The following is a 26,417-nucleotide window of genomic DNA, read 5'->3' as shown; positions in this document are numbered from 1 at the left end:
CCACCGTCGATGTGAATAATCTTCACCTATTGCCGGGCTGGTGCGGATTCTCAGGGGACGGGCGCAGGATGTCCTGCTGCTGCAAGGCGGATCCCGCGGGCGGCGTCGGGGGCGACGGCGGCTCGTAGGCCTGCGGTTGTGGCTGATACTGCTGCTGTGGCACTCCGGGCGCGTAAGGCGCGTAGCCCGCCGGGTAAGGGGCCTGACGGGATGGCGCGGGTTCCCGGCGGTTGGCCACGATCGCCAGCCCGAGGGTGAGCAACGCCACGAGCCCGCCCGCGAGCAGGATCCAGAATCCGCCCCCGGTGCCGTAGCGCGAGACGAAGCGCCCGGTGTCCTGGCCGAAGCTCAGGCTCGCCGAGATGTCCATGCCGAACATCCAGACGCCGATCGCGGTCCCCGCCCCGCCGGCGACCAGCAGCGTCCGCGACGTCGTGGCGGCGAGCGACCCTGAACTCCGCCGATACGACGCGAAGCCCACCGCGGCCCCGGCGAACAGGGTCAGCGCGGCGGCGGACAGCGGGATGCCGTAGCGGGCGACGTGGGTCTTGTCGTAGAACTCCTTCTCCTCCGCCGACGGTTCGATGTCGAAACTCCGCGTCCAGCCGGTCTCGGCGAATTTCGACACGGTCTTGCCATCGGAGACCTGTTCGTACGTCGACTGGGGAAGAAAGGTCGCGATGAGCACCAGCAGTCCGGCGAAAACCCCCATCATCGCGGCGAACAACCGGGGAAGGCGCAGGTCGGACGGCGGCCGCGGCGCCGCGGCCGGAGGTGGGGCGGGTTGTGATGCACCGAACGGGCCAGTCGGCTGGTACGGCTGCTGCTGCGGCGCGTTCATGGTCGGCTCCTCCGCCGGTTCTGTTGTCCAGCAAGGAATTCCACCACGGATCGGGCTCGGAGATAAGTGTCACCTGTGCGCTGGTCGGCGGCTCTCGCGCGTGCTAGGCGCGGAGATTGTCGATGACGAATTCCGTCACCTTCTTCGCCGCGCCGCAAGAGTCGTACTGCCACGGGCCCGCCTCGGCCCGTTCGTCGATGTTGGTGCCGACGTACATCAAGGTCTCCTCGTCCAGTCCGAGTGCCAGCCGGCAGGCGAGTGGTCCCTTGTCTTGGCGGCCCGTGATGTTCTCCTCGGCCCAGACCACCACCACCGGATAGCTTTTGATCATCAGTTCCTCCCATCGGTTGCCGGTGTCCTTGCCGCTCGCGTGGTCGGCGTAGAGGGTGTCGAGGGTTTCCCTCAGTGGGCTCAGCCACGAGGTCTGCACCCGGACGATCGGCCCGAAGGCGAGGACGCAGCGGGCTTCACCGCCGGTGTCGCGGACCCCGTCGGTGAAGCCGATGCTTTCGACCTGCTCCACCGTGATCGCGCTACAGGGGTCGGCGATGAATCTGGCGCCGTCGAGTGGAACGGGGATGGGCGGCGCCGCAGCGGGCGAACCCGGCGGCGGACCGGTCGCCGTCCCGCCGCATCCGGCGACGAGCAGTGTCAGGAGGACGATCGCCAGGCGCCTCATGCCGGATCCGCTTCGGGTTTGATCCGCCAGCGCCGGGGATCGGCGACCACCACCGCGCTCGTGCCGACGGACGGGATCTTGGGAAAGGTCTCCTTGATGACCTGGAGCTGGAACCCGGCGCCGATCAGCGTCGTCATGTCGGTGAGCAGCTGGGTGAGGCTCGCGTTGCAGTCCCGCCATAAAGTGGTGAACGCCGAGTTGATGCCGTCGATCAGGTCCTGCACCGCGAGCGGGGTCAGCGGCGGGAACGCCGCAGACCCGAGTACCACGCCGAACTTCCCGCCGAGCTGGGCGAGCGTCGAGGCGCAGTTGCCCAGCAGTTCGAGCAGGTTCTTGTAGGTGTTGATGACGGTGGTCGCGAGATTCGCCACGACCGTCGTCAGGTTCCCCAAGGACGTCTGTCCCGCGTCGAGGGCTTTCGTCGTTTCGGCGGCGTAGGCGTCGAACTGGTCGAAGCCATCACCTTGCCAGGCGGGGCGCAACTCCAGCTTCGTCTTCGTGACGAGTTCGGACGCCGACTTGAGCTTGCTCTGCGAGGCGAACCTGTCCGCCAGCTCCAGCGACCTTCGCAGGTCGCCGACCAGGAACTTCTTGAGGTTGTCCAGGAGTTCGACGATGCCGTCCGCGCCGATCAGGTCGGCGTAGAAACGGACCTCCTGGTCGGCCTTGCCGGGGTACTGGAGCCCGGACGCGTTCCGGCCGGTCATCGGGTCCCTCCTTCGAGCCTCTTCATCTCGTCGTAGGCCTGCCGGTCGAGTCGCTCGTAGTGCTCGGCGGCGCGGTGAAGCGCCGCGCTCAGTTCGCCCAGTTCGGCGGAGTTGGCCACGGAGATCTCCCGGACCTGGTCGACGGCCCGGTTGTAGGCGTCGACGGTGCCCGCGCCCCGTACGCCCCGCATCAGCTCGGCGAGAGTGCCCGGCAACCCCAGGTCGTTCCGCCCGAGCCGGACGTCGGCGAGGTCGGTGAGCGCGAAGCCGCGGACGAGATCCGCCGCCTGGTCGATGGTGTCCGCCGCGGCGCGGAGTTTCTCCGGGTAGACGTGAAAACCCTGTCCAGGGCCGGGATCGAAGGGATGCGGATGACTCACGCGATCCCTCCTTCCCGCTCGGCCCGTTGGATGCCCGCGAGCAGCTTCCGGGACAGGCTCGCGGCGGAGTAGGACTTCACCACCGAGGGGTTCAAGGACACGTCCACAAGTTCGCCCGTCCCGGTGGTCGTGAACGTCCCGATCTCGCCGGGGAGCCGCCATGTCCGCTGCGCCCGCGCCGCGGCCGAAGAGGCTTCTTTCGCGCTCTCGACCTTGGCGTCTATTTCTTTCGCGAGGTGATAAAGATCGTCTTCGTGATTCATCGGAGACCGCCGTCCAGGAAGTCGATTTCCTCGATACTCACCTCGTCGGGCTCCGGCGATCTTCGGTGCCGGTGATCCGTTTCGCCGAACATCGCCCGCATTTTGACCAGGCTCACTTCCGCCGCCGCTTTCCTGGCCGCGTGCACGGCCTCCACGACGGCGGGCCCGGCCAGTTGCGGATGCGGGATGCCGGTCGCGTGATCCGCGAGCAACAGGCCGATCAGCCTGCCCTGACCGGTGACGACGGCGAAGGCCAGCCCGTCGTGCGATCGGCCCGGGTACCTGTTCCGCCCGAGTTCCGCGTCGAGTTCCTCGGCACGGAGTCTGAGCTCGTCCGCCTTCCAGGACACGTCGGTGTCGCCTCCCCTGCGTAACCACCCGAATATCCAGCGTAGTAAACGCGGGTAGGGCTTGTCTTCTTTCTCACGCTTTCGTAAGCGTGGCCCCCAGGCTTTTGGGAATTCGCAATTCTGGTGGCTACGGAGTGGTGTCCTCGTACAACATCACCGCGACGCGCTTCCATTCGTCGAGCAACTGCCGCCGCCGCTTCGGATCGCCGCCGAGTTCGGCGTCCAGTGCCAGGCCCCGGGTGAGGTTCACGGTCAGCCAGAAGAGGATTTCCGCGCGTTCCTTCGGCAGGTCCCCGGCGATCGCGGTGATGTGCTCCAGCGTCGAGCGGCCCAGTGCCCGGTCGACCGGGCGGATCGCCTCGCGGAGTTCGGGATCGGTCCGCGCCGCCACCCACAGTTCGGTGGCGGCCGTGGACAGCGTGCCCGAGTAGCCCTCCCACAGCAGGTCGATCGCCGCCGCGACGCCCGAGGCGCCACCGGGCAGCGTGGAGATCGACGCGGCGAGCTGTCCGCGCTGCCGCTCCGTCAGATGCTCGACGGCGGCCGCCATGAGCTCGGCCTTCGCGGAGAAGTGGTGCTGCACGGCGCCCTTCGAGACCCCGGCGCGAGCGCAGATCTCCTGGACCGAGGTGCGCGCGTATCCGAGGTCGACCAGGCACTCGATGGTCGCGTCGAGCAGGGCGGTGCGGGTTTGCTCGCGCCGTTCGGCCTGCGTCCGGTGGGTCCTGCCCAGTGCGGTCACCGAACCCCCTTTACGTGCAGCTCGGTACGGATGTACATTCCGGTTGGAACTTACATCCTAAGCGTCATGTTTTCCAGGTCCTGATCAGGAGGCGTTGGCCGTGCCCTTGCAGATCCAGAAGAGTTCGTGGAGCACGACGGAGCTCGAAGACCTCCGGGACCTCGCCCGGACGTTCTGCCAGAAGGAACTCGCGCCGAACCAGGAGCGCTGGGCGGCCGACAAGAAGGTCGACCGCGAGCTGTGGACGAAGGCGGGCGAGGTCGGCCTGCTGGCGTTGTCCATCCCGGAGGAGTACGGCGGTGGCGGCGGCACTTTCGCCCACGAGGCCGTGCTCTACGAAGAGCAGGCCCGGTCCGGTGACAGTGCGTGGGGCGTCACCGTCCACAATGGAATTGTGGCGCACTATCTGCTGGAGTACGCCACCGAGGAGAAGAAGCGGGAGTGGCTGCCGAAATTCGCCTCCGGTGAAATGGTCGGCGCGGTCGCGATGACCGAGCCCGGCACGGGTTCGGACCTGCAGAGCATCAAGACCCGCGCGGTCCGCGACGGCGACCACTACGTCATCAACGGCGCGAAGACGTTCATCACCAACGGTTTCCACGCCGACCTCGTCGTCGTCGCGGTGAAGACCGACCCGGACGCGGGCGCGCAGGGCGTCTCCCTGATCGCCGTCGAGACCGACACCCCGGGCTTCAGCCGCGGCCGCGTCCTCGACAAGATCGGCCTCAAGGGCCAGGACACCGCCGAGCTGAACTTCGACGACGTCCGCGTGCCCGCCGCGAACCTCCTCGGTGACCAAGAGGGCCTCGGCTTCATCCAGCTCATGCAGCAGCTGCCGCAGGAACGGCTGATCATCGCCGTCACCGCGGTCGCCGGGATGGAGGCCGCGATCGACCAGACCATCGCCTACACCAAGGACCGCCAGGCGTTCGGCCGTCCGATCTACAACTTCCAGAACACGAAGTTCAAACTCGCCGAGGCCGCGACCGAGGCCGCGGTGTCGCGCGCGTATCTCGACCAGTGCATCGAGCGGCACCTGCGCAAGGAACTCGACGTGCAGGGCGCGGCGATGGCGAAGCTGTGGACCACCGAACGGGTCAACAAGGTCGTCGACGACTGCCTGCAACTGTTCGGCGGCTACGGCTACATGACCGAGTACCCGATCGCGCGCGCGTGGGCCGACATCCGGATTTCCCGTATCTTCGGCGGCACCAGCGAGATCATGAAGGAAATCATCTCCCGCACGCTCTGAAAACCGTTGCCGTACATGGAAAGGACGTGGCGATGAAGGCTGGGCCACTGAGCGGCCTCAAGGTCGTCGAACTGGCCGGGCTCGCCCCGGCGCCGTTCGCCTGCACGATCCTCGCCGATCTCGGCGCGGAGGTCGTCCGGATCGACCGGGCGACACCGGGCGACGACGTCATCGCGTTCCCGAACGACCCGCTCGCCCGCGGCAGGCGATCGATCGGGATCAACACCAAGACCCCCGAAGGGGTCGAGCTGGTGCTGAAACTCGCCGACGACGCCGACGTGCTCATCGAGGGTTTCCGGCCAGGGGTGGCCGAGCGGATGGGCATCGGGCCGGAGCAGGTCCACGCCCGCAATCCGCGGCTGGTCTACGGGCGGATGACCGGCTGGGGCCAGGACGGCCCGCTGGCCACCGTCGCCGGGCACGACATCAACTACATCGGCATCGCCGGCGCGCTCGAACCCATCGGGCACGCGGGTCAGCGGCCGGTGGTGCCGCTCAACCTCATCGGTGACTTCGGCGGCGGTGGCCTCCTGCTCGCGATGGGCGTGCTGGCGGCGTTGTTCGAACGCCAGTCGTCCGGCAAGGGCCAGGTGGTCGACGCGTCCATGGTGGACGGTGCGGCGCTGCTGACCACCAGCCTGCACGGCCTGCTGAACACCGGGCTGTGGCCGGGCGGGCGCGGCGAGAACATGCTCGACGGCGGCGCGCCGTTCTACGACACCTACGAGACCGCCGACGGCAAGTACGTCGCCATCGGCGCGATCGAGATGCGGTTCTGGGGCGACCTGGTGAAGGTGCTCGGCCTCGATCCCCAGGAGACCCCGGTCCACGTCGACAAGAACGAATGGCCGAAGCTGCGCAAGATCGTCGCCGAGGCCGTCGCGAAGCACACCCGCGACGAACTCGTCGCGAAAGCCGAAGGCACCGACGCGTGCCTGACGCCCGTGCTCGCGCCGGGGGAAGCACCGTCGCATCCGCACAACGTCGCTCGCGGGACGTTCGTCGACATCGGTGGCGTGGTGCAGCCCGCGCCCGCGCCGAGGTTCGACCGCACCCCGGCGGAGACGCCGGAACCGCCGCGACCCAAGGGCGGTGACACCGCCGACGTCCTCGCCGAACTCGGGGTGGACGCCGCCGGGATCGAGCGGCTCAAGGCCGCGGGCACCATCGTTTAAGGACTTTCCGGGCCGGGGTCCAGATCGGACCGCAGCATCGAATAGAGGATGTGGTCGCGCCAGGCCCCGTCCCGGAATCCGTAGCCGCGCAGCACGCCCTCCCTGGTGAAGCCCGCCTTCGTCAGGGAGCGCTGCTCCGCGACGTTGCCCGCCTCCGTCGACGCCTCGACGCGGTTCATCTGCGTGTGCGCGAAGAGATAACGGACCAGCTGCCGCTGCGCCTCGGTCCCGTGGCCGTGGCCGCGTGCCTCGGGGATCAGCACGAGGCCGGCGTTCCAGCAGTACGACGTCGACCCGGACCTGGTCTTGTGCCAGGACACGAAGCCGAGCCGCCGCCCGTCTAGCATGATCATCAGTATCCCGTTGTCCGCCGCGAGCATGCCGGTCTCGGCCCAGCGGCGGCGCAGGAAGTGCGGGTCGTGCCAGCCGTGCCATTCGAACGTGCCCGCCGCCTGTGGGTCGTTCGTCAGCGCTTCGAGCATCGGCAGGTCGTTTTCGTACACCGGTCTGAGCGAGACTCCGGTTTCGTCCATCCGCTGAGGCTAGGACCGAGGGCCGCCGAACCATCGTGACGCCCCGGGTACGTCTTGCGCCTGGTGTCCCGCGCCGGAGGTTTGTGCGTCCAGCAGGAGCCCGGTTCAAACCCCGCACTCGCGTGATCAGAGCCGTATCTCGCGTGTTTGGAGACCGCACACGCGAGTTACGTTTCCAAGCACGCGAGTGACGTGTCCAAGCACGTGAGTTCGGCGAACGGGGAGGCCCGCCACTCACGACAGTGCACCGGCCGCTCAGGGCCGGTTGTTCCCGAAACTGCCGTGCCGCCCCGCGCCGCCACTGAGGTCCATCGCCCTGGAGTGCCCGATCAGCCGGGGGAGGCGCACCGTGCCGCCGTCGATCAGCGGCACGCCCCAGCGACGGCAGAACACCCCGAACACGGCTGTGCTGTCGGCGACCCGCAGATCGCACCACAGGGCCAGCTCCAGGCCGCCCGCGACGGCGTGCCCGCGAACCGCGGCGATCACCGGCTTCGACAACACCATCCGCGTGGGTCCCATCGGCCCGTCGCCCGCCGGCCCGAGCGAGTTGCCGCGGTCGGTGCCGACGGCCTTCAGATCGGCTCCTGCGCAGAAGGCGTCACCCGAACCGGTGAGGACGGCGACCGCGGTCTCCTCGTCGCTGTCGAAGGCGCGGAACGCGTCCGCCAGCGCGGCCGCGGTCGGGCCGTCCACCGCGTTCCGGGCTTCGGGCCGGTTCAGCGTGATCGTCGTCACCGGTCCGTCCCGGTGGACGAGAACGTTTTCGCTCATCGATCGCTCCCTGAGACGAATCCGGGTGGGCAGAGTGGGCAGCGGGGCCCGGATCTCCTTAAAGTGGTGACAAAGTCCGCAGTGCGCGCGGAGTCATCGTCTGGACACTACGGTGTGATGGGATGGAGCCATGTCGCCCGGCTTGAAGAAATTCGTTGTGATCGCCGTCGTCGCGCTCGTGCTCTTCTTTTTGATCAGCAGGCCGACCCAATCCGCCGACGCCGTCCACACCGCGCTCGGCTGGCTCCGGTCCGGTGCCGAAGCCATCGTGACGTTCGTCCGGAGCCTCTTCTCCTGACCGGTCGTGCCCTTTCCCGGTGTCCTCGGTGACGCCGGTGATCACCGTGCGCATCCACCAGCGGTTATCACTCAGAGTCACCCGTCTCAGATTTCGGTCGGGTGACTCGACCATCCGGGTGGATTGCCCCCGGAAACCCGCTGGTCGACGAATTCGTGCCCGGGAAGCTCTGGCGGAAGAGACCTCCGCGCCCCTACGGTGCTCACATTGCGTGATCGGTTGGCCCTCCAGGCGCCGGAGCCGGCCTCCTGGGCGAGGAGTTTCCGCAGGTGCGAGCCCCAGAGCAGCGGGAACTTCCAGCCGGGCAAGTAAGTCAGGACTTGTCAGTCGGGGAATCATGAGGAGGCAGGGATGACCGGAGATCCCGGAGTCGATGCGTTGATCCGGCAGTGGGCCGCCGAGCGCGAGCAAACCCCCGAGGAGCAGGAGGCCGACCGGATCGCGTCGGCGTGGCTGGCCGACGTGCCCCGCCAAGCTCCCGGTATCCCCGGCCAGCGGCAGCAGTCCGGCCAGGCGCGGTGGGCGCCGGTCGAGGCCACCGACCCCGGCTACCTCGACGCGATGCGCAGCCGTCTTCCCGGCGTGCCGCAGGACCTGCTCGTCGCCGCCGCTGGCTGGTGGCAGATGGTCGGCGGCGTCACCGAGGCCGAAGCCTGGTGGGACGCCGGCATCAGCCCGCTCGACCAGCGCGCCCTCGACTACCGCGCGGCCGGGCTCGCCCCGTCCGACCTGAGCCGCCGTCTCGGCCCCATGACCGTTTTGCAGCACCTTCGCCGCGGCAGCGCTCCGGCCTGGTGCGTGGCGCGACTGGCGAGGCAGCAGAAGTCCGCCTGACGAGAACTTCTCGCACGCCCGGGTGAACCGGCGTGGCAGGGGCGATCTCGGCAACCGCGTAACGCTAACCTGCGCGGGCTCGTTGTTGGAGCATCGGTCGTGATCGCCGCCCACGCTGGAGGACTCGCTTCGTGCGCACCACCCCGGAAAACGACGAGTTCGTCGCCGACCAGGCCACGCCCGCGCCGCCACGCCGCGGGGTGGGCGCCGCCGTCCTCGGCAGGCTGGTGATCGTGCTGGCCGTGCTCGGCCTCGCCGGGGGAGGGATCTGGCTGGTGACCAAGGCGTCCGCCCCGGTCGCGAGCCCGACGACGATGGAGATCCCCGCTTTGCAGGTCAAGGCGGCGGACGTCAAACCGGGGACGGTCGTCCCGGTCAACGCCACCCCCGCCGGCGGCGCGGCCCAGCAGACCCTCCCGCAGCAGGCGCAGCCGAAACCGGGCAAGGACCCGCTGGCCGCCTGGACCGACCGGGCGGCGCGGGCCACCGGCATCCCGGCCAGGGCGCTGCTCGCCTACGGCAACGCCGAGCTGGCGATGCGCCAGCTGCAGCCGAACTGCAAGATCTCGTGGGCCACCCTGGCGGGCATCGGCCGGATCGAGTCGAATCATGGCCAGTACGGCGGTGCCGTCCTCGGCCAGGACGGACGGCCCTCGAAGCCGATCATCGGCGTCCCGCTCGACGGGTCGCCCGGCGTCAAGGCGATCGGCGACACCGACGGCGGCCAGTTCGACGGCGACGCGGCCGTCGACCGCGCTGTCGGCCCGATGCAGTTCATCCCCAGCACCTGGCGCCGGTACGCCGCCGACGGCAACCGCGACGGCGCCGGCGACCCGCAGCAGATCGACGACGCGACCCTGGCGGCGGCGCGCTACCTGTGCGTGAACAACCGGGACATGTCGGCGGCCTCGGGCTGGTGGGCCGGGATCCTGTCGTACAACAACTCGACGGAGTACGCGCGGAAGGTCTTCGGGCTGGCGGACGATTACGCGAAGGCCGTTCAGACCGCGAAGTGACCGCTCATGACATCTCCGGAGCGGCCGGGACCAAGGTCCCGAGCGGCCCGGTCGCCGAACTTTCGCCGCGCGGCCAGTGCTAGCGTCGACGCGTGCCCGCATCGCCTGTCACCCTGCGCCGCCTCGGCATCGCCGGCGTCTGCCTGGTGAGCCTGGCGCTGTGCTGCGGGCTCGCCTGGTGGCAGTGGGAGCGCTTCTCCTCGGCGAGCGGGACCTTCCAGAACCTCGGTTACGTCCTCCAGTGGCCACTGTTCGGGCTGTTCCCCGCGTTCATGTTCTGGCGGATCCGCAAGCTCCGCCGTCAGGCCGCGGAAGCCGACACCCCGGAGCGGACGGCCGGGACCGTCGTCCCCGAAGTGCCCGCGCCCCGGCGGAGGCGTGTTCCGGAGCCCGCGCCGTCCGCTCCCGAAGACGACGAGCTCGCCGCGTACAACAAGTACCTGCGCGAACTCAACGCCCGCGACAAGTAGTCCCCAGAGAGGTTCGAGACCCTATGACCACCCGAACTGACGACGCCGCCCCGGCCCGCCCGGTCTCGCTGGGCGGGCCGCTGATCCGCTTCCGCGTCGCGGCGTACGCCACCGGTGTCGCCCTGCTCGGGCTGGTCGTCGAGATGCTGCTGCAGTACGTCTTCCGCGTGGAACTTCCCCAGTTCGTGAAGATGATCCCCATGGTCCACGGCGGGCTCTACCTGATCTACCTGCTGCTTTCGGTCGACCTCGCGATCAAGGCCCGCTGGTCGATGAAGGGCACCCTCCTCGTGCTGATCGCCGGCTGCGTCCCGTTCTTCTCCTTCGTGATGGAGCGCAAGGTCACGCACAAGGTCCAGGCGGGCGTCAAGCTCTAAGCCCGGCGCCGGAAGGTCAGCGCCACCAGGAAGGACAACGCCGTCACCGCGGCGGCGGTGGCGAAGGCCGAGGTCATCCCGTCGACGGTGGTCTGCGCCGGGTCCCCGGACGGGGTCCGCGTCACCGCGCCGAACACCGTGATCAGGATCGCGAGCCCCAGCGTCGCGCCTGTCTGCTGCAAAGTCTGCAAGACCCCGCCTGCCGCGCCCGCGTCTTCGGCGGGCACCGTCGCCATGATGATCACGCTCAGCGGGGAGAACGCCAGCCCCGCGCCGACACCCATCAGCACCATCGGCCCGAGCAGGTGCGAGAAGTACTCGCTTTCGGTGGTGAGCGTGGTCAGCCAGGCGACCCCGCCGGTCATCAACGCCGTGCCGGTCAGCGCGAGCGGCTTCGGGCCGAACCGGGGAAGCAGCCGCGGGATCAGCCTGCTGAGCCCGAACATGCACAGGGCCATCGGCAGGAACGCGAAGCCGGTCTCCAGCGCGGCGAACCCCGCGATGTCCTGCAAGAACTGGGTCAGGAAGAAGAACATCGACATCATGGCCATCGGCCCGAGGAAGAAGTTGACGTAGGCCGCGGCGCGGTTGCGTTCGGCGAACAGCCGCAAGGGGATCAGCGGCCGGCTCACCCGCGTCTCGATCGTGAGGAACGCGGCCAGCAGGGCCAGCCCGGCCGCGAGGCTGCCAAGGGTGACGGTGTCGCCCCAGCCGTCCGACGCGGCGTGGGTGAACGCGAACACGAGCGAGCCGACGCCGAAGGTGCCGGTGAACGCGCCGGGGAGGTCCAGCCGTGCGCGCTGTCGAGGGGGATCGGCTACGTATCGCGAGGTCAGCAGGACGATCGCGAGCCCGAACGGGACGTTGATGTACAGCGCCGCCCGCCACGAGATCCATTCGGTCAGCAGCCCGCCGAGCAGCAGGCCGATCGCGAAACCGCCGCTGGACATCGCCGAGAACAGCGCCAGCGCGCGCACCCTGGCCTTGGCCTCGGTGAACGTGCTGGTGATCAGCGCCAAGGTGCTCGGCCCGGCCATCGCGGCGCCGACACCTTGGGCGATCCGGGCCGCGATCAGCATCTCCGCCGAACCGGCGAGGCCGCCGAGCAGGGACGCGGCGGTGAACACGGCGGTGCCCACGACGAACATCCGGCGGCGGCCGAACAGGTCGCCCGCCCGTCCGCCGAGCAGCAGCAAACCGCCGAAGACGAGGCTGTAGGCGGTCATCACCCAGGACAGCCCGGTGTCGGTGAAGCCCAGTTCGGACTGGATGCGGGGGAGCGCGACGTTCATCACCGTCGCGTCGAGGATGAGCATGAGCTGGCAGGTCAGCACGATCGGCAGGACCAGCCGGTGTGGGGATGGTGGGGCCTGGGCCGTCTCCGGCCTAGGCTCGGCACGCAGGGTTCGCTCTGTCAAGGAATACTCCGAAGACGTAACGAGATGAAGCGGAGAGACTCTCCACTTGAGGTCGTGAGCGATGATATGGAGAGTGTCTCCGCTTACGCAAGTGGATTCGGAGAACCTCTCCGTTTTCGTCGCCCGAGGAGGTGCAGATGGTCACGGCCGATCCGGCCCGCCCCATGCGCGCGGACGCCCGGCGCAACTACGAGCGCATCGTGGCCGTGGCGAAGGTGGCGTTCACCGCCGACGGCGTGGACGTGCCCGCCGACGACATCGCCAAACGCGCGGGCGTCGGCGCCGGCACGCTGTACCGGCACTTCCCGACGCGCGACAAGCTCATCGAGGCGGTCTACCGCGACGAGATCGACGGGCTGGCGCAGCGGGCCTTCGACCTGCTCGAAAAACTACCGCCGGGAAAGGCGCTCGAGACGTGGCTGGCGACGCACGTCATCTACGTGGTCGAGAAACACGGGCTGGCGATGACGCTGAAGGCGTCGGTCGACGCCGGATCCGAGGTCTTCGGCTGGTGCCAGGCGCGGCTGCGGACCGCTGCCGACGCGATCGTGAAGGCGGCTCAGGAGGAGGGTGTGATCCGGACCGACGTCACCGGGGTCGACATCCTGCGGCTGGGCCACGGGGTGGGGTCGGCCGCGAGCAAGGCGTCGCCCGAGGACACCGAGCGGCTGCTCGCGATCGTGCTGGACGGTCTCCGGGTGCGATGACCTTCGGCTTCACGCGGCATCGTTGTGACTGGTGAGGCTGCTGAGACTCAAGGTGGCGATCACGGCCTGCGGTTCGATCGCACGTTCTGACGAAGGCCGGTCGGCGTGCTGGACGGCCTCCGAGTGTCTCCATGGCATGGGTGGCGGGGGTCAGGAGCCGATCCCGGTGAGGGACCGCACCTCCATCTCGGCGTGTTTGACCGGGTCCGCCTTCGAGCGGCCGACGAAGGTGCCGACGATGCCGCACAGGAACGAGAACGGGATCGACACCAGCCCCGGGTTCTTCAGCGGGAACCAGTGGAAGTCGACGCTCTTGATGATCGAGTCCGCGGCCCCGGACATCACCGGCGAGAAGAACACGAGCACCAGGCTCGCGATCAGTCCGCCGTAGATGCCCCACAGCGTGCCGGTGGTGTTGAACCGCTTCCAGAACAGCGAGTACAGCAGCGTCGAAAGGTTCGCCGACGCCGCGACCGCGAACGCCAGTGCCACCAGGAACGCGATGTTCTGCCCGTTCGCCAGGATGCCGCCGACGATCGCGAACGCCCCGACGGCGACCGCGGTCAACCGGGCGACCCGGACCTCGGCGGCCGGTTCCGCCTTGCCGCGTTGAAAGATGTTGGCGTAGACGTCGTGGGCGAAGGAGGCCGAAGCGGTGATCGTCAGCCCGGCGACGACGGCGAGAATGGTCGCGAAGGCCACCGCCGAGACGATGCCGAGCAGGACGGTGCCGCCGATGTTCAGCGCGAGCAGCGGCGCGGCGGAATTCTCCCCGCCCGGCGCGTTCTTGATCGCCTCCGGACCGACGAGAGCGGCCGCGCCGAAGCCGATGACCAGGGTGCAGAGATAGAAGACGGTCATGCACGCGGTCGCCCACACCACCGAGCGCCGCGCCTCGCGCGAGTTCGGCACCGTGTAGAAGCGCATCAGCACGTGCGGGAGCGCGGCGGCGCCGAGGACCAGCGCCAGCGCCAGCGAGACGAAGTCGAGTTTCGTGATCTCGCTCTTGCCGTACGAGCCGCCCGGCTGGAGCAGCTCGTCGCCGAGCGGGCTCTTGTCAGCGGCGGCGGCCAGCAGGTTCGAGAAGCTGAAGCCGAACTTGCCGAACAGGAACACCGTGATCAGCGCCCCGGTCAGCAGCAGGATGGTCGCCTTGATGATCTGCACCCACGTGGTGCCCTTCATCCCGCCGACCAGCACGTACAGCACCATGACGATGCCGACGACGCCGATCACCAGTGCCTGGCCGATGCCGCCGTGGATGTCCAGCAGCAGCGCCACCAGGCCGCCGGCGCCCGCCATCTGCGCGAGCATGTAGAAGAAGGAGATCACCAGGGTCGACGTCGCGGCCGCGGCGCGGACCGGCCGCTGCTTCATCCGGAAGCTCAGCACGTCGCCCATGGTGAAGCGGCCGGTGTTGCGCAGCAATTCCGCGATCAGCAGCAGGTCGACCAACCAGGCGACGAGGAAGCCGATGGAGTACAGGAAGCCGTCGTAGCCGTGGATCGCGATCGCACCGGCGATGCCGAGGAACGACGCCGCCGAGAGGAAGTCACCCGAAAGTGCGATGCCGTTCTGCCGCCCGGTGAAGGCGCTGCCCGCCGCGTAGTAGTCCGAAGTGGAGGAATTCCGCGTACTGGCGCGGTACACCACGTACAGGGTGATCGCGACGAACAGCGCGAACACCGCGATGTTCAGGACCGGGTCGTTGTCGGGGATGCTCATCGCTCACCCGCCCCGACCGAGGCCCGCAACCGCTCGACCTTGGGGTCGAGCCGCTTGTTGGCGAAGCGCAGGTAGGCGATCGTGATCAGGACCGTGCTGGCGAACTGGCCGAGGCCGAGCAGGATGCCGACGTTGACCTCGCCGATCACCTTCCGGCTCATGAAGTCGTGGGCGTAGGCCGCCAGCAGCACGAACGTCATGTACCAGGTGAAGAACAGCAGGCTCATCGGGAACACGAACCGCCGGAACGTCCTGCGCAGCGCGACGAACTCCTTGCCGTGCTGGATCCGGTCGAAGTCCGGGCCGGTACCGCGCGGCGGCGGGGCAGCGGTCGGGCGCTCGCGGACGAACAACACGGGCATCTGCCCGGTGTCCTCGAGGGCGTTGCTCGCCGCGTAGGGGCGCGCGACGTCGGGCATGGGGTTCCTCCGGGGGCTTGCTGGCATCCGGGCGCGGTGCGGAGCGCACATACTAACTGCGGCTTCGGGCGCTCTGAATAGGCGACCCCGTATCCACGAACGCACGGCCCGGTATTCGCATTCCCATCGGAATAGTGCGCCGGGAATTCGTTTCGGTCGAAATGATCCGACTTTCTCACTCGTAATAGTGAGGCGGATTGTCACCGGCGGTCGTCGCCCGAACGGCCCACTGCGGCAAACGGTGGGGAGTGACCACGCTGTGTCCCTCGTTTTGGTGACAGATCGTAGTTCCGCTTCCGGGCCGCGACAAGCTTCGATACTGTGCCCGCCATCGCGGACCGGGGAAGATCCCCTGGTTCGTTGGTCATCTCGAAAGAAATCACCACGTCGAGCGACAAAGAGCCGACCAGCGTGGCAAGGCCACAACATCGGGCACACATTTGGGCTTGACCCACCCGTTGGGGGCACGGAAAGTAGTTCGACCGGGCGGCGCGGCTACCCTGCGTAGGCTGATTGGGTGACACAGGCATCCTGTGCATCGGCGCAACTTGTAACCGGAATTACCCCGTTTGTGACGCGGAGACGGTTTTCGGGCCTCGTACCTCGTTCGGATACACACTTTTCCCAGGTCAGCACCCGTGTGCTGAACGGAATTGACGGCATCCGGATTGGTGTACGATTCTTTGGCCCGGCTGACCCGCAGTGATCGATTGGCAAAGAAAAGTTGATCTCGACGACCATGCACTTCGCAGGTTGCGACCTGCACGTGCAGGTGCAAGACCTCCCGAAGCGGACCGGTGTTCCTGGGGACACCCGGATCGCCGGACGGGGTCCCTCGTGTCGCGATCGATCACGTGGTCAGGCCGGGGCCGAGTTCCCCGCAGGTGAGCACCTCGCGGGAACGGACGCCTCAGACCGTGCCAGGACGCCGGACAGGGAGTCACCTACGTGACCGTTGCAGGAGAAGGCCAAGTGCCTGTCGGGGAGCTGCTGGGACGCACTCCCCGGCCATCGCGGTGGGCCACCGGCTGGCGCACGCTGGTGCGCTGGCGGGACTGGAGCCTGCCGGTGAAGCTGTCGGCCGTGACACTGGTGCCGATCCTCATCGCGCTCGCACTGGGTATCGCCACCATCGCGGGCCAGGTCGGCCGGTCCGACGGTTACCAGCGACTGGACCGTCTCGTCGCGCTGAGCGGGCAGATCCGCACGCTCGCCGACGGGCTCGGACGGGAACGCACCCAGTCCGCCGCCGGGCTGACCGCCGGCACCGTCGGCGGCACCCTCGAACTCGGCTCCGCCCGCTCCGACGTCGACACCGCCATCCCTCTTTATGTGGCCGCCGCTTCCCGGGCCGTCGAGAACGAGCCGTCGCTTCGCCAGGCGCGTGACGCCGCCGCCGTCCAGCTGGACAGGCTGGCCGACATCCGGCAGCGGGCCTCCGCCGGACAGCTCGACCCCGTCCAGGCGATCGGCGAGTACACCGACGTCACCACCGCGCTGCTCGCCGTCGACACCGCGTTGTCCGCGGGCGCCAGCCAAGACGTCCTCGGCGGCACGCCCGCGGCGTTGCACGACCTCGTCGTGATGAAGGAACAGCTCTCGCTGAGCCAGGCGCTGGTCTCCTTCGGCATCGCCCGCTCGAGCCTCGCGCCGAGCGAACTCGACCAGTTGCGCACCGCCGAACTCCGGCTGTCCGACCGCTTCACCGACTTCCGTGCCGCCGCTTCGGAACAGCAGCGCCAGGAGTACGCCGCCGCCGTCACCGACGACGCGGTGGAGACGCGCGACAGACTCGCGAAGACCGCCCTCGGCGAGCAGGGCACCCCGTCCGCACAGGCGTTCCGCACGTTGTCCGCGCAGGGCTGGAACGACGCGTCGAACGCGGTGCTGACCAAGACGGGCGAGGTCGCCACCAAGTTCGGCGCGCAGGCGAGTTCGGTGTCGGCCGAACTGGTCGACGACGCCAGCAGCGGCGCGGGCCTGCTCGCGGTCCTGCTGTTCGGCGCGATGGTGCTCACCGTCGCGGTCGTCTTCCTCATCACCCGCCAGCTACTGCGTTCACTGAAGGTGCTGCGCGCCAGCGCCCTCGACGTCGCCGAGACGCAACTGCCCGACGCGGTCCGCAACATCCAGGAGGGCCGCTCGCAGGGCACCGACGTGCGGCCGGTGCCGGTCGGCGGCGACGACGAGATCGGCGAGGTCGCCAGGGCCTTCGACAAGGTGCACCACCAGGCGCTGCGCCTGGCCACCGAGCAGGCCTCGATGCGGACCGGCTACAGCAACGTGTTCGTCAACCTCTCCCGCCGCAGCCAGAGTCTCGTGCAGCGGCAGTTGCAGCTGATCGAGCGGCTGGAGCGCGACGAGGAGGACGCCGACCAGCTCGCCACCCTGTTCCAGCTGGACCACCTCGCCACCCGCATGCGCCGCAACAACGAGAACCTGATGGTCCTCTCCGGCGCCGAGCCGGGCAGGCGGTCCGGCCAGCCGGTCTCCGCCACCGACGTGGTGCGCGCGGCGGTGTCCGAGATCGAGCAGTACCAGCGGGTCACCGTGCAGAACCCGCCACCGGTCCGGCTGGTCGGGTACGCGGCCAACGACCTGATGCGCCTGATCGCCGAGCTGCTGGACAACGCCACCGCGTTCTCCGCGCCGGAGACCCAGGTGACCGTCGCGACCAGGCTCGTCGAAGACGGCTCGTTCGGCATCGACATCCTCGACAAGGGCATCGGGATGAACGAGGCCGAGGTCGCCGAGGCCAACGCCCGGCTCACCGAGGCCCCCAACGTCGACCTCACCACCTCACGCCGGATGGGCCTGTTCGTGGTCGGACGGCTGGCCAGCAGGCACCGCATCGGTGTCTCACTGCACGGCGGCAAGGACATCGTCGGCGTGCGGGCCACCGTCTCGGTCCCGGCCGACCTCGTGATGGCCCCGCCGGGAGGAGACCCCGGCCCCGCCACGGGCCCGATCACGCAGCGCCTCGCGCCGCTGCCGCCGCAGCAGCCGGGTGGCCTGCCCCGCCGCCGGCGTCCCGTGAACGGGTCGCGGCCGAGCGTGCCCTCACAGGGCGGTGAACGGTGGCCGTCGGCGACCGATCTGGCGGGCCACACCGAACCCGGGCTGAACGGGCACACCCACACCCAGGACCCGCGGCCGCCGTCGGATCTGGAGATCTCGGGAACGGCGCTGTTCAGCCCGATCCCCGAGGACCGGGCGACACCCCCGCCCGCCCAGCCGGCCCAGCCGCCGTCGACTCCGCAGCCCCGCTCGCCGGAGCCCGGCGCCGAACCCGAGCCGGTCGCCAAGGAGGCGCCGAAGCTCGCCGAATCCACGTCGTCTTCGGTGGAAGGCGAGCTGCCCAGTGGCAAGGAACTGTTCGAAGCCAAGAACAGCACCACACTGAGCGAGTGGTGGAACCAGGCGACCACGCCACCCCCGGTGCCGACGCCGCCCACCGCGTCGGAGACGACACCGATCTTCGACGAGATGCTCTCGGCGTGGTTCCGTTCGCCCGCCCCCGCTCCCGAAAAGCCCGCGGTCGAGAAGCCGGGGAAGAAGGCGCCCGAAGAGAAGAAGGCCGCCGAACCCGAGTCCCCCGCGGAGGCCGGGGTCACCGCCGAGCAGGAGGCCCGCAACTGGGACTTCGCCAGTGACAAGGCCTTCCGCACGGTCCAGGAGGTTTCCCAGACCGCCCCGTCGACGTTCACCCAGGCCGGGTTGCCGCGCCGCCGCAAGGGCGAGCAGCTCCTGCCGGGCAGCGCGGCGTCGTCGGTTCCGGTCGCCCAGCCCGCCGCCAAATCGGATCTGCCGGTCCGCGATCCGGCGAACGTGCGCGGCAGGCTGAGCAGCTTCCAGCAGGGTGTCAAACGAGGCCGCAAGGAGATGGCGGACAAGGCGGCGCCGGCCGCTCCCGCCACCCAGCCGCAAGCGACCCCCGAGCCTCCGAAGGCACCGGAGCCCCCGGAAGCACCGGAGACGGCCGCGCGTCCGATGGCGCCGCCCGCCGCGCTGCCGAGCCGGAAGCCCGAGAAGAAACCGCAGGCAGCGCGACCGGAATCGGAACCGGTCTCGGCCGTCGAGGAGACCGACGCGTGGAACTTCGGCTCCGACGAAGGCTGGAAGGCCGCCCAAGCGGTGTCCCAGTCCACGCCCCCGAAGATGACTTCGGCAGGATTACCCCGGCGCCGTCGCGGGGAGCAACTGCTCCCGGGCAGCGCGGGACCGCCCACCGCGGCGGTCACCCCCCGACCACAGCGGGACGCGCATGACGTGCGCGGCCGCCTGAGCAGTTTCCAGCAGGGCATCCAGCGCGGACGGCACCACACAGCCCAGGCGACCGAAGCCAACCACGAAACCCTGGAGGGTGAATGACCTCGCCGAACCCGGCCCAGCCCCAGCAGAACCAGTTCGGGTGGCTGGTGAATGACTTCGCCGAGCGAGTGCCCGGAGTGGCGCACGCCGTGGTCGTGTCGGCGGACGGCCTCCTGCTCACCGCCTCCAGCAGGCTCCCGCTGGACCGGGCCGACCAGCTGGCCGCCGTCGCGTCCGGTCTGGTGAGCCTGACCCAGGGGGCCGCGCGGTGCTTCGAAGCGGGCGCGGTCAACGAGACCGTCGTCGAAATGGAACTCGGCATCATGGTGCTGATGTCCATCAGCGACGGCTCCTGCCTGGCCATCCTCGCCGCCCCGAACTGCGACATCGGGCAGGTCGCCTACGAGATGACGATGCTCGTCGACCGCGTCGGCCAGATCCTCACGCCGGAACTCCGCGCACAATTGCAGGGCGCCGGTGGGTCGCTGATCGGCGAACCGGTGGGATGATGTCTCGATGAGCACCGGGTCCGGATCCTTCGGCGAACCGCCGGGAACGGGTGAACACCAGCCCTCGCGCGCGCGGGCTGCCGATACTGCCGGTTCACGGGACGACGGCACCTTCGCCGACGTCCTGAACGGCTTCACCCTGGATTCGGGCCGTGGTCGTCGGAAGCGCAAGAAGAGCAAGCAGTCCGAAGATGCCCCTGTTCCCCAGGCGGGCGGTGCACACGCCGCCGGGGAAACGGCAGTCCCGCAGCCGACCGATCAAGGAGACCGCGTGACCTCACTTGCTTCTCCACCCGACAGCGGCGCAGGTGCCGTCGGGCCGAGACCAGGTGGTCTTTTCGACCCGGGCCCGCCCAGCGGCGAGTTCATCATGCCCGCCGTCTTCGAGCAGGCGCCGTCGCCGCTCGAAGAGACGGCGATCGTCCGTCCCTATGCCCTCACCGGTGGCCGGACCAAGGCGAACTACGCTCTTGAGCTGGAGACGCTCATCTCCACCAAGGACCATGTCGCCGCGGGTAGCCTCCCCGCGGTGGCCGCGGAGCAGATCGAGTGTATTTCGATCATCGAGGAGTGCCGGACCCCGCGTTCGGTCGCCGAGATCGCGGCGACCCTGCGTGTACCGCTGGGTGTGGCACGCGTGCTGATCAGCGACGCGGCGGACGCGGGACTGGTCAGCGTGCACAAGACGATTTCGGGCAATGACGGCGCCGAGGCACATCTGGTGTTGATGGAAAGGGTTTTGAGTGGACTCCGTCGGCTTTAAGGCACCGCGGGACACCGCGCCCCCGACCATGACATCCGCGAAGATCGTCGTGGCGGGCGGCTTCGGTGCGGGCAAGACGACCTTCGTCGGTTCGGTGTCGGAGATCGTCCCGCTCACCACCGAGGCGATGATGACGGACGCCAGTCGGGGGATCGACAACCTCGACCAGACGCCCAACAAATCGACCACCACGGTCGCGATGGACTTCGGCCGGGTCTCCCTCGACGCGGACCTGATCCTCTACCTGTTCGGCACGCCGGGGCAGCAGCGGTTCTGGTTCATGTGGGACGACCTCGTCCGCGGCGCGATCGGCGCCGTGGTGCTGGCCGACACACGACGGCTGGCCGATTCGTTCGCGCCGATCGACTTCTTCGAGGACCGGGGCCTGCCCTACATCGTCGGGGTCAACACCTTCGACGGCATCCTCGAGCACGACATCAACGACGTGCGTGAAGCGCTGTCGATCGACCCCAACATCCCGATCGTCCGCTGTGACGCCCGGGAACGGGAGTCGACGAAGCAGACGCTGATCACGCTGGTCGAATACGCGATGCGGCAGTGGATCGCGTTGCGCGCGAGCAACTCCAGGTGAACCTGGCGGCGGCAGCGTAGGGGCTGCCGCCCCGGTTTCACCTCGCTTCGTAGGTCAGCAGTACCGCGCGCCCGTCCATCGTCCGGGTGCCGGTGAGCCGCAGGTTCGTGCGCACTCCGCCCGCGAACACCTGCTTTCCGCCGCCGAGCACCACCGGGTGCACGACGAGATGGACCTCGTCGATCAGGCCGCGGTCCGACATCGCGGTGGCCAGTTCGGCCCCTCCCATGAGCAGCAGGTCCTTGCCGGGCCTGCTTTTGAGTTCGGCGACCCGCTCGGTGAGGTCGCCGCCGACCACTTCGGTGTTCCAGTCGGCCTTTTCCAGTGTCCGGGAGAAGACGATCTTCGGCGTCTCGCGCCAGATCGGGGCGTACTTGACGTCGTGCGGGTGGTCCGAGATCTCTTCGGCCCGCGGCCAGAACGACGACATCATGTCCCACACCCGCCGCCCGTAGACGAGGGTGTCGGCGCGGTCGGTCAGTTCCTGGGAGTGGGCGGACAGTTCCGGGCCCATCGTGGCCCAGTCGAACTCGCCCTTCGGGCCTTCGACGCGGCCGTCGAGTGAGGTGTGGACGGCGTAGACGAGCTTGCGCATGGCTGGATCCCTCCGGTGTGGCGCCCGCCTTCCGGGCGCCGGTCACCTGGGAGTCGGAGCGGTCGCGGGGTTCTCGACATGCCCCGACCGCGACTGGATGAGTGATTCCGTGAAGTGGGTGTGACCGGTGAGGTATCGGGTGGTGGTCGGGGCTCAGGTTGGTCGAGACAGACACGCTGCGGACTGAGGCCGCTGCGGTAGCGGGCAGTCCGGTTAGTGAAGGACTTCGCGAGCGAACGATCAAGCCTCGCTACCTCACGTGATCTTCACGGAATCACGCAACTAGAGGACTAATCGCGATCAGCCTGGCTCAGTACTCGTCGTGCCGTTTCCACCAGTGGCCCGGTCCGTCCGTTCCCCGGCCGGACTCCTCCCACGCCTCTTGCCGCCCGAGCGGCGTCAGGTCCAAGTAACGCAGCGTTCCCACCAGCTGATCGCCGCCGCGACCGGTGGTGAAGTACGTCCGGAACACCTCGTCGCCCTTGCGCAGGAAGACGCTGATGCCGAATCCGCCGTCGATGCCGCAGTCCGCGGTGAAATCGCTGTCCGCTGCCGAGACCCACGGGACGGTCCAGCCCATTCGTTCCTTGTACCGCTCGATCTCGGGCAGTGTCGCCGGCGCGACCACGTACAGCGTGGTGTCGCGGGCGTGCAGATGGGCGAGGTGGCCGATGTTGTCCACGATCATCGAGCAGCCAGGGCAACCCGCCTTCTGGCCGGGGTCGAGCATGAAGTGATAGACGATCAGCTGCCGCCGTCCCTCGAACAGGTCCAGCAGGGTCACCCGGCCCTGGGGTCCGTCGAATTCGTACTTGCCGTCGTAGCGGACCATCGGCAGCCGCCTGCGTTCGGCGGCGACCGCGTCCGCGGCGCGGGTGAGGTCCTTTTCCTTGGCCAGCAACGCGTCCCGCGCGACCTGCCACTTGTCCTGCGAGACGATTTCCGGCAATGCCATGGTCTCACTCATCTTGATCACCTTTCTGAAGCTCGGCCAGGTGGGCCTCCAGCCGGTCGAAGCTGCCTTCCCAGAAACGCCGGTAGCGCTCGACCCAGTCGGCGACCTCGCCGAGCGGGGCGGCCTCCAGCCGGCAGGGCCGCCATTGCGCCGTCCGGCTCCGGCTGATCAACCCCGCGCGCTCGAGGACCTTCAGATGCTTGGAAACGGCCTGAAGACTGACTGGAAAGGGCTCGGCCAGTTCGTTGACGCTGGCCTCGCCGGTGGAGAGCCGGGCGAGGATCGCCCGCCGGGTGGGGTCCGCCAAAGCGGCGAACGTGGCGCTGAGCTGATCAGTGGTCATTGCTGCTCAATCGATCGGTTGTTTAACCTTTAGGTTGAATATACTGGTGTGCGTCGCTCTGTCAAGGGCGAGTGAGAGCGCCGTCACGCGAGTGGACGGGTGTAAAACAGTAGGAAGTCCTAGTATTTTGGAGAGATGACCAGCGACCTGCACCGGCCCGTGAACCCTGTTCGCTTCGTGACGGCGTCGAGCCTCTTCGACGGGCATGACGCGTCCATCAACATCATGCGGCGCATCCTGCAGTCGCAGGGCGCGGAGGTCGTGCACCTCGGGCACAACCGGTCGGTCGACGAGGTCGCCACCGCGGCCATCGCCGAGGACGTCCAGGGGGTGGCCATCAGTGCCTACCAGGGCGGGCACGTCGAGTACTTCAGTTATCTGGTCGAGCTGCTGAACGAGCGCGGCGCGGGGCATATCAAGGTGTTCGGCGGCGGAGGCGGGGTCATCGTCCGCGAGGAGATCGACCTGCTGCACTCGCGGGGCGTCGCGCGCATCTTCTCGCCGGAGGACGGCTACGAGTTGGGCCTGCCAGGCATGATCAACCTGATGATCAAGGCCTGCGACACGGATCTGTCCGCGCAGTCGCCAGGGTCGCTGGACAAACTGCTTTCGGGTGACATCCCCGCGCTGTCGCGGGTCATCACCCAGCTCCAGCGCGAATCGCTGTCGCAGGAGTGGCTCGACAGGATCGCCGAAGCCGCCAAGGCGCGGACGACGCCGGTCCTCGGCATCACCGGAACGGGTGGTTCCGGCAAGTCGTCGCTCACCGACGAGCTGATCCGCCGGTTCCGGCTCGACCAGGAGGACAAGCTCCGCATCGCCGTGCTGGCCGTTGACCCGTCGCGCCGCAAGGGCGGCGGTGCGCTGCTCGGCGACCGGATCCGGATGAACTGTCTCGACGGCAGCCCCGTCTACTTCCGTTCGCTGGCCACGCGGACCACCAGCGGTGAGATCCCCACCGGGCTTTCGGAGTCCATCCTCGCCTGCAAGGCCGCCGGGTTCGACCTGGTGATCGTCGAGACGCCGGGTATCGGCCAGGGCGACGCCGGCATCGTCGACTACGTGGACCAGTCGCTGTACGTCATGACGCCGGAGTTCGGCGCGGCGTCGCAGCTGGAGAAGATCGACATGCTCGACTTCGCCGACGCGGTGGCGATCAACAAGTTCGAGCGCCGCGGCGCCGAGGACGCCCGCCGTGACGTCGCGCGCCAGCTCGTCCGCAACCGTGAGGCGTTCAGTTCCTCGCCCGACGACATGCCGGTCTACGGCACCAGCGCCGCGAAGTTCAACGACGACGGCGTCACCGCGCTGTACCAGCACCTGCGCGACACTCTCGCCGAACGCGGCCTGACCGTCTCGCCCGGCGTGCTCCCGAAGGTCGCGGGCAAGGTGTCCACCGACGCCAGCACGATCATCCCGGCCAACCGGACGCGCTATCTCGCGGAGATCTCCGACACCGTCCGCGGCTATCACACCAAGACCGAGCAGCAGGTCGCCGCGCTGCGCAAGCGCGAACACCTCGCCGTCGCCAAGGAAGCGCTGGCCGCCGTCGACGCGAACACCGACGCGCTCGACGGGCTGCTCGCCGCTGCCGAGTCCGATGTGGACGGTGAGTCGACCGATCTGCTGGCACGTTTCCAAGAACTCGCCGAGTCCTACCGTGCGGACGAGCTGGTCGTGAAGATCCGTGACAAGGAACTGCACACCCAGCTCTGGCGCGAGACGTTGTCCGGCAACCGGATCCCGCGGGTGGCGCTGCCGCGCTACACCGAGTCCGGCGAACTGCTGTCGTTCCTGCGCCGCGAGCACCTGCCCGGATACTTCCCTTACACCGCGGGCGTTTTCCCGTTCAAGCGCGAGGGGGAGGACCCGGCGCGGATGTTCGCCGGTGAGGGCGACCCGTTCCGCACCAACAAGCGGTTCAAGCTGCTCTCAGCCGACTCCGACGCGAAGCGCCTTTCGACTGCCTTCGACTCCGTGACGCTCTACGGGCACGACCCGCACACCCGCCCCGACATCTACGGCAAGGTCGGCACGTCCGGCGTATCCATCGCGACGCTCGAAGACATGGAGGTGCTCTACGACGGCTTCGACCTGACGTCGCCGAGCACGTCGGTGTCGATGACGATCAACGGGCCGGCGCCGACGATCCTCGCGTTCTTCCTCAACACCGCGATCGACCAGCGCGTGGCGGCGTTCAAGGCCGAGCACGACCGCGAGCCGTCCGAAGCCGAGGCCGCCGAACTGCGCGAATGGGCGCTGCGCAACGTCCGCGGCACCGTGCAGGCGGACATCCTCAAGGAGGACCAGGGGCAGAACACCTGCATCTTCTCCACCGAGTTCAGCCTGCGGATGATGGCCGACATCCAGGAATGGTTCATCGAGCACGGCGTCCGGAACTTCTACTCGGTGTCGATCTCCGGCTATCACATCGCCGAGGCCGGGGCGAACCCGATCTCGCAACTGGCGTTCACCCTGTCGAACGGGTTCACCTACGTCGAGAGCTATCTCGCGCGCGGGATGAGCATCGACGACTTCGCGCCGAACCTTTCGTTCTTCTTCTCCAACGGCATGGACGCCGAGTACTCGGTGCTGGGCCGGGTCGCGCGCCGGATCTGGGCGGTCGCGATGCGGGAGCGCTACGGCGCCAACGAGCGCTCGCAGAAACTCAAGTACCACGTGCAGACCTCCGGGCGTTCGCTGCACGCGCAGGAGATGAGCTTCAACGACATCCGCACCACCCTGCAGGCGCTGTGCGCGCTGTACGACAACGCGAACTCCTTGCACACCAATGCTTTCGACGAGGCGATCACCACGCCGTCGGAGAGTTCGGTGCGGCGCGCGATGGCCATCCAGATGATCATCAACAAGGAATGGGGCCTGTCGAAGAACGAGAACCCGTTGCAGGGCTCGTTCATCATCGACGAGCTGACCGACCTGGTCGAAGAGGCCGTCCTGCTGGAGTTCGACCGGATCTCCGAACGCGGCGGCGTGCTCGGTGCGATGGAGACCGGCTACCAGCGCGGCAAGATCCAGGACGAGTCGATCCTCTACGAGCGCCAGAAGCACGACGGCACGCTGCCGATCATCGGCGTCAACACCTTCCGCAACCCGAACGCCGGCGAGGACGACGTCGAGGTCGAACTCGCGCGGGCGACCGAGGACGAGAAGGTCTCGCAGTTGCACCGGCTGGAGGACTTCCAGCATCGGCACCACGCCGAGGCGCAGGTCGCGCTCAAGACGCTTCGTGAGGCGGCGACCCGCGGCGGCAACCTGTTCGGCGTGCTGATGGACGCGGCGCGGGTGTGCTCGCTCGGCCAGATCACCGAGGCGTTCTTCGAGGTGGGCGGACAGTACCGGCGCAACGTCTAGCGCCGCGGGAATATCGC

Annotated in this window: 27 protein-coding genes and 1 pseudogene; 13 read left to right on the top strand and 15 right to left on the bottom strand. The window is 68.4% G+C overall.

From position 1 onward, the window contains the following. Nucleotides 1-22 precede the first annotated feature (22 nt). The 7 genes from BS329_RS00290 to BS329_RS00260 all read right to left on the bottom strand — a co-directional run bounded on the left by BS329_RS00290 (nucleotide 23) and on the right by BS329_RS00260 (nucleotide 3,962). Nucleotides 23-841: a hypothetical protein gene (locus tag BS329_RS00290; protein WP_076154627.1), complete on the bottom strand. Its 819-nt coding sequence runs from the start codon at nucleotides 839-841 to the stop codon at nucleotides 23-25. Between the two features lie 103 nt (nucleotides 842-944). Further along, nucleotides 945-1,520: a DUF3558 family protein gene (locus BS329_RS00285; protein WP_076154625.1), complete on the bottom strand. Its 576-nt coding sequence runs from the start codon at nucleotides 1,518-1,520 to the stop codon at nucleotides 945-947. Further along, the gene (locus BS329_RS00280) at nucleotides 1,517-2,227 is read right to left on the bottom strand and encodes a hypothetical protein (protein ID WP_076154623.1); all 711 of its coding nucleotides are present in this window, start codon (nucleotides 2,225-2,227) and stop codon (nucleotides 1,517-1,519) included. Before BS329_RS00280 ends, BS329_RS00285 begins: the two co-directional genes overlap by 4 nt. After that, on the bottom strand, nucleotides 2,224-2,607 hold the full coding sequence (locus BS329_RS00275; RefSeq protein ID WP_076154621.1) for a hypothetical protein: 384 nt from the start codon (nucleotides 2,605-2,607) through the stop codon (nucleotides 2,224-2,226). The genes BS329_RS00280 and BS329_RS00275 overlap by 4 nt, the downstream gene beginning before the upstream one ends. Next, nucleotides 2,604-2,870 (bottom strand): hypothetical protein, encoded by a 267-nt coding sequence (locus BS329_RS00270; RefSeq protein ID WP_076154619.1) that lies wholly within the window; start codon nucleotides 2,868-2,870, stop codon nucleotides 2,604-2,606. Before BS329_RS00270 ends, BS329_RS00275 begins: the two co-directional genes overlap by 4 nt. Further along, nucleotides 2,867-3,220, bottom strand: coding sequence for a hypothetical protein (locus BS329_RS00265; protein WP_076154617.1), 354 nt, complete (start codon nucleotides 3,218-3,220; stop codon nucleotides 2,867-2,869). The genes BS329_RS00270 and BS329_RS00265 overlap by 4 nt, the downstream gene beginning before the upstream one ends. A gap of 127 nt (nucleotides 3,221-3,347) precedes the next feature. After that, the gene (locus BS329_RS00260) at nucleotides 3,348-3,962 is read right to left on the bottom strand and encodes a TetR/AcrR family transcriptional regulator (protein WP_076154615.1); all 615 of its coding nucleotides are present in this window, start codon (nucleotides 3,960-3,962) and stop codon (nucleotides 3,348-3,350) included. Nucleotides 3,963-4,062: 100 nt separating this feature from the next. On the opposite strand from BS329_RS00260, the gene BS329_RS00255 reads away from it, so the two are divergent. Further along, complete coding sequence (locus BS329_RS00255) at nucleotides 4,063-5,214, top strand: acyl-CoA dehydrogenase family protein (RefSeq protein WP_076154613.1); 1,152 nt, start codon at nucleotides 4,063-4,065, stop codon at nucleotides 5,212-5,214. A 32-nt stretch (nucleotides 5,215-5,246) separates the two neighbouring features. Next, the gene (locus BS329_RS00250; RefSeq protein WP_076154611.1) at nucleotides 5,247-6,389 is read left to right on the top strand and encodes a CaiB/BaiF CoA transferase family protein; all 1,143 of its coding nucleotides are present in this window, start codon (nucleotides 5,247-5,249) and stop codon (nucleotides 6,387-6,389) included. Here BS329_RS00250 and BS329_RS00245 read toward each other — a convergent pair. Both BS329_RS00245 and BS329_RS00240 read right to left on the bottom strand, forming a co-directional pair. Further along, nucleotides 6,386-6,922: a GNAT family N-acetyltransferase gene (locus BS329_RS00245; RefSeq protein ID WP_076154609.1), complete on the bottom strand. Its 537-nt coding sequence runs from the start codon at nucleotides 6,920-6,922 to the stop codon at nucleotides 6,386-6,388. The two genes, BS329_RS00250 and BS329_RS00245, sit on opposite strands and share 4 nt — an antisense overlap. A gap of 303 nt (nucleotides 6,923-7,225) precedes the next feature. Continuing rightward, a pseudogene (locus BS329_RS00240) lies at nucleotides 7,226-7,696 on the bottom strand (crotonase/enoyl-CoA hydratase family protein); the annotation flags it as partial. Between the two features lie 142 nt (nucleotides 7,697-7,838). Between BS329_RS00240 and BS329_RS43740 the strand changes: the two are divergent. The 5 genes from BS329_RS43740 (at nucleotide 7,839) to BS329_RS00220 (ending at nucleotide 10,691) form a co-directional block, all read left to right on the top strand. Further along, a complete protein-coding gene (locus BS329_RS43740; protein ID WP_162182762.1) occupies nucleotides 7,839-7,994 on the top strand; it encodes a hypothetical protein in 156 nt (51 codons plus the stop codon). Nucleotides 7,995-8,345: 351 nt separating this feature from the next. Next, nucleotides 8,346-8,828, top strand: coding sequence for a transcriptional regulator (locus tag BS329_RS00235; protein ID WP_076154607.1), 483 nt, complete (start codon nucleotides 8,346-8,348; stop codon nucleotides 8,826-8,828). A 131-nt stretch (nucleotides 8,829-8,959) separates the two neighbouring features. Next, entirely contained in the window at nucleotides 8,960-9,844 is an 885-nt protein-coding gene (locus BS329_RS00230) for a lytic transglycosylase domain-containing protein (RefSeq protein ID WP_076154605.1), read from the top strand. Nucleotides 9,845-9,936: 92 nt separating this feature from the next. Continuing rightward, nucleotides 9,937-10,314, top strand: a complete 378-nt coding sequence (locus BS329_RS00225; RefSeq protein WP_076154603.1) for a hypothetical protein — start codon at nucleotides 9,937-9,939, stop codon at nucleotides 10,312-10,314. 23 nt (nucleotides 10,315-10,337) lie between these two features. Further along, the gene (locus BS329_RS00220) at nucleotides 10,338-10,691 is read left to right on the top strand and encodes a DUF3817 domain-containing protein (RefSeq protein ID WP_076154601.1); all 354 of its coding nucleotides are present in this window, start codon (nucleotides 10,338-10,340) and stop codon (nucleotides 10,689-10,691) included. On the opposite strand, the gene BS329_RS00215 is transcribed toward BS329_RS00220, so the two are convergent. Then, a complete protein-coding gene (locus BS329_RS00215) occupies nucleotides 10,688-12,109 on the bottom strand; it encodes an MFS transporter (protein WP_076154599.1) in 1,422 nt (473 codons plus the stop codon). The genes BS329_RS00220 and BS329_RS00215 overlap by 4 nt on opposite strands. A gap of 137 nt (nucleotides 12,110-12,246) precedes the next feature. On the opposite strand from BS329_RS00215, the gene BS329_RS00210 reads away from it, so the two are divergent. Then, nucleotides 12,247-12,816, top strand: coding sequence for a TetR/AcrR family transcriptional regulator (locus BS329_RS00210; RefSeq protein ID WP_076154597.1), 570 nt, complete (start codon nucleotides 12,247-12,249; stop codon nucleotides 12,814-12,816). Between the two features lie 150 nt (nucleotides 12,817-12,966). On the opposite strand, the gene BS329_RS00205 is transcribed toward BS329_RS00210, so the two are convergent. Both BS329_RS00205 and BS329_RS00200 read right to left on the bottom strand, forming a co-directional pair. Further along, on the bottom strand, nucleotides 12,967-14,541 hold the full coding sequence (locus BS329_RS00205; protein ID WP_076154595.1) for a solute symporter family protein: 1,575 nt from the start codon (nucleotides 14,539-14,541) through the stop codon (nucleotides 12,967-12,969). Then, entirely contained in the window at nucleotides 14,538-14,960 is a 423-nt protein-coding gene (locus tag BS329_RS00200; RefSeq protein WP_076154593.1) for a DUF485 domain-containing protein, read from the bottom strand. Before BS329_RS00200 ends, BS329_RS00205 begins: the two co-directional genes overlap by 4 nt. Before the next feature lie 972 nt (nucleotides 14,961-15,932). Here BS329_RS00200 and BS329_RS00195 point away from each other — a divergent pair. The 4 genes from BS329_RS00195 to BS329_RS00180 are packed head-to-tail and all read left to right on the top strand — an operon-like array spanning nucleotide 15,933 to nucleotide 21,135. Continuing rightward, nucleotides 15,933-19,331, top strand: coding sequence for a nitrate- and nitrite sensing domain-containing protein (locus BS329_RS00195; protein WP_076154591.1), 3,399 nt, complete (start codon nucleotides 15,933-15,935; stop codon nucleotides 19,329-19,331). Continuing rightward, complete coding sequence (locus BS329_RS00190; protein ID WP_005166055.1) at nucleotides 19,328-19,780, top strand: roadblock/LC7 domain-containing protein; 453 nt, start codon at nucleotides 19,328-19,330, stop codon at nucleotides 19,778-19,780. The genes BS329_RS00195 and BS329_RS00190 overlap by 4 nt, the downstream gene beginning before the upstream one ends. A gap of 7 nt (nucleotides 19,781-19,787) precedes the next feature. After that, complete coding sequence (locus BS329_RS44065) at nucleotides 19,788-20,543, top strand: DUF742 domain-containing protein (RefSeq protein WP_208619116.1); 756 nt, start codon at nucleotides 19,788-19,790, stop codon at nucleotides 20,541-20,543. 28 nt (nucleotides 20,544-20,571) lie between these two features. Next, on the top strand, nucleotides 20,572-21,135 hold the full coding sequence (locus BS329_RS00180; protein ID WP_020637517.1) for a GTP-binding protein: 564 nt from the start codon (nucleotides 20,572-20,574) through the stop codon (nucleotides 21,133-21,135). A 37-nt stretch (nucleotides 21,136-21,172) separates the two neighbouring features. Here the strand turns inward: BS329_RS00180 and BS329_RS00175 are convergent, their stop codons facing one another. From BS329_RS00175 to BS329_RS00165, 3 genes are all read right to left on the bottom strand, one after another. Further along, complete coding sequence (locus tag BS329_RS00175) at nucleotides 21,173-21,730, bottom strand: dihydrofolate reductase family protein (RefSeq protein ID WP_076154589.1); 558 nt, start codon at nucleotides 21,728-21,730, stop codon at nucleotides 21,173-21,175. Nucleotides 21,731-22,040: 310 nt separating this feature from the next. Beyond that, nucleotides 22,041-22,697: a DUF899 domain-containing protein gene (locus tag BS329_RS00170; protein WP_084749278.1), complete on the bottom strand. Its 657-nt coding sequence runs from the start codon at nucleotides 22,695-22,697 to the stop codon at nucleotides 22,041-22,043. After that, entirely contained in the window at nucleotides 22,690-23,028 is a 339-nt protein-coding gene (locus BS329_RS00165) for an ArsR/SmtB family transcription factor (RefSeq protein WP_076154587.1), read from the bottom strand. The genes BS329_RS00170 and BS329_RS00165 overlap by 8 nt, the downstream gene beginning before the upstream one ends. A gap of 135 nt (nucleotides 23,029-23,163) precedes the next feature. Here BS329_RS00165 and icmF point away from each other — a divergent pair, with 135 nt between their 5' ends. Beyond that, nucleotides 23,164-26,400, top strand: a complete 3,237-nt coding sequence (gene icmF / locus BS329_RS00160; protein WP_076154585.1) for a fused isobutyryl-CoA mutase/GTPase IcmF — start codon at nucleotides 23,164-23,166, stop codon at nucleotides 26,398-26,400. Nucleotides 26,401-26,417 lie beyond the last annotated feature (17 nt).

This window comes from Amycolatopsis coloradensis (assembly GCF_001953865.1).
GTDB lineage: Bacteria > Actinomycetota > Actinomycetes > Mycobacteriales > Pseudonocardiaceae > Amycolatopsis > Amycolatopsis coloradensis.
This window is presented reverse-complemented; position numbering and strand designations above follow the sequence as displayed.

Excerpts from the sequence above, each read along its gene's own strand:
- BS329_RS00290 (WP_076154627.1), bottom strand. The coding sequence starts at position 841 with ATGAACGCGCCGCAGCAGCAGCCGTACCAGCCGACTGGCCCGTTCGGT.
- BS329_RS00285 (WP_076154625.1), bottom strand. The coding sequence starts at position 1,520 with ATGAGGCGCCTGGCGATCGTCCTCCTGACACTGCTCGTCGCCGGATGC.
- BS329_RS00280 (WP_076154623.1), bottom strand. The coding sequence starts at position 2,227 with ATGACCGGCCGGAACGCGTCCGGGCTCCAGTACCCCGGCAAGGCCGAC.
- BS329_RS00270 (WP_076154619.1), bottom strand. The coding sequence starts at position 2,870 with ATGAATCACGAAGACGATCTTTATCACCTCGCGAAAGAAATAGACGCC.
- BS329_RS00250 (WP_076154611.1), top strand. The coding sequence starts at position 5,247 with ATGAAGGCTGGGCCACTGAGCGGCCTCAAGGTCGTCGAACTGGCCGGG.
- BS329_RS00245 (WP_076154609.1), bottom strand. The coding sequence starts at position 6,922 with ATGGACGAAACCGGAGTCTCGCTCAGACCGGTGTACGAAAACGACCTG.
- BS329_RS00235 (WP_076154607.1), top strand. The coding sequence starts at position 8,346 with ATGACCGGAGATCCCGGAGTCGATGCGTTGATCCGGCAGTGGGCCGCC.
- BS329_RS00220 (WP_076154601.1), top strand. The coding sequence starts at position 10,338 with ATGACCACCCGAACTGACGACGCCGCCCCGGCCCGCCCGGTCTCGCTG.
- BS329_RS00210 (WP_076154597.1), top strand. The coding sequence starts at position 12,247 with ATGGTCACGGCCGATCCGGCCCGCCCCATGCGCGCGGACGCCCGGCGC.
- BS329_RS00205 (WP_076154595.1), bottom strand. The coding sequence starts at position 14,541 with ATGAGCATCCCCGACAACGACCCGGTCCTGAACATCGCGGTGTTCGCG.
- BS329_RS00200 (WP_076154593.1), bottom strand. The coding sequence starts at position 14,960 with ATGCCCGACGTCGCGCGCCCCTACGCGGCGAGCAACGCCCTCGAGGAC.
- BS329_RS00190 (WP_005166055.1), top strand. The coding sequence starts at position 19,328 with ATGACCTCGCCGAACCCGGCCCAGCCCCAGCAGAACCAGTTCGGGTGG.
- BS329_RS44065 (WP_208619116.1), top strand. The coding sequence starts at position 19,788 with ATGAGCACCGGGTCCGGATCCTTCGGCGAACCGCCGGGAACGGGTGAA.
- BS329_RS00180 (WP_020637517.1), top strand. The coding sequence starts at position 20,572 with ATGACATCCGCGAAGATCGTCGTGGCGGGCGGCTTCGGTGCGGGCAAG.
- BS329_RS00175 (WP_076154589.1), bottom strand. The coding sequence starts at position 21,730 with ATGCGCAAGCTCGTCTACGCCGTCCACACCTCACTCGACGGCCGCGTC.
- BS329_RS00170 (WP_084749278.1), bottom strand. The coding sequence starts at position 22,697 with ATGAGTGAGACCATGGCATTGCCGGAAATCGTCTCGCAGGACAAGTGG.
- BS329_RS00165 (WP_076154587.1), bottom strand. The coding sequence starts at position 23,028 with ATGACCACTGATCAGCTCAGCGCCACGTTCGCCGCTTTGGCGGACCCC.
- icmF (WP_076154585.1), top strand. The coding sequence starts at position 23,164 with ATGACCAGCGACCTGCACCGGCCCGTGAACCCTGTTCGCTTCGTGACG.